The sequence below is a fragment of the Streptomyces sp. NPDC050738 genome (assembly GCF_040654175.1).
GTDB lineage: Bacteria > Actinomycetota > Actinomycetes > Streptomycetales > Streptomycetaceae > Streptomyces.
In genome coordinates, this window is the sequence record NZ_JBFAHN010000036.1 from 1 (window position 1) to 1,057 (window position 1,057).

Consider the following 1,057-nt stretch of genomic DNA (forward strand, 5'->3'; position numbering starts at 1 on the left):
GTCACGGGCGGGCCAGACGCTTCTGATGCTTCGGCGGCGCGCTGGTATGTGGCGTTGAGGAGCTGGGCTTCTTCGAGTTGGTCTTCGAGGATGACGATGCGGCAGGCGGCCTCGATAGGAGTGCCCTGGTCGACGAGTTCGCGGGCGCGGGCTGCGATGCGCAGCTGGTAGCGGGAGTAGCGGCGGTGGCCGCCCTCGGAGCGCAGCGGGGTGATCAGGCGGGCTTCGCCGATAGCGCGGAGGAAGCCCTGGGTGGCGCCGATCATCTCGGCGGCCCGGCCCATGGTGTACGCGGGGTAGTCGTCGTCGTCGAGACGTCCGAACGAGTCGTCTGCTGTCATTGCACCTCTCTGTGGAACGCGTGGAGGGGCCCGGGTGCCATGTGGCACCCGGGCCCCGAAGGAACTGCTACACCATCTGCCGACTCTCGTACTGCGTCGGCCCTCTGTTTCCGCAGACCCGACCTGAACGGCGTCGGGATTGCGGGGATCGCGGTTGCTTGACCGGAGACCACCTCACTATCGATGTCCTGCGGTACCCGGATTCACATGCTTCGGTCCGGGCGATCCTGATGGCGCCTGGCTCCTCCGTTCTTCCCTCTGATCTTGCGACGCGGGAACTGCGTAGTGCTGGTGGCCTCGAAGAGCACCACCTCCGGCAGCCAGCCCCGTCGCCTCTCCTGCATCTGCTCTGGCTTAGAACCCCACTGCCGAACTTCCCGATGCGCGCGCCCGCAGCCGACGCCTTCACCGAGGTGCTTCTGAACAAACACACTGCTGATACTGCGTACTGCACTTTTTCTGTACTGCGGTGGCGGCCCCTGATCACCGCGGGCCACCCGGTCCGGCCGTCAGTCCCGTCGCCGTCCCGCACCTGCTCTGGCTTCGAAACTCCACCACCGCACCGCCATACGAACTTCCTGTACTGCTGCCCGGCAGTTCATCTCTGCCGGGCCTCGCCTGATCTCGGCTACGAGAGAAACCATAACCACACCACCACCCAATGTCTACTCCGGCCGACACAGATTTCCGTGTCCCGAGAAAAGAGATGGTCGACC

At 65.1% G+C, this 1,057-nt stretch carries 1 protein-coding gene; it reads right to left on the reverse strand.

Annotation, left to right across the window (positions count from 1 at the left end; genetic code table 11):
• Window positions 1-341 (reverse strand): MerR family transcriptional regulator (locus AB0H78_RS38545; RefSeq protein ID WP_363239505.1); only part of this gene is annotated, 341 nt, incomplete at its 3' end.
• Window positions 342-1,057 lie beyond the last annotated feature (716 nt).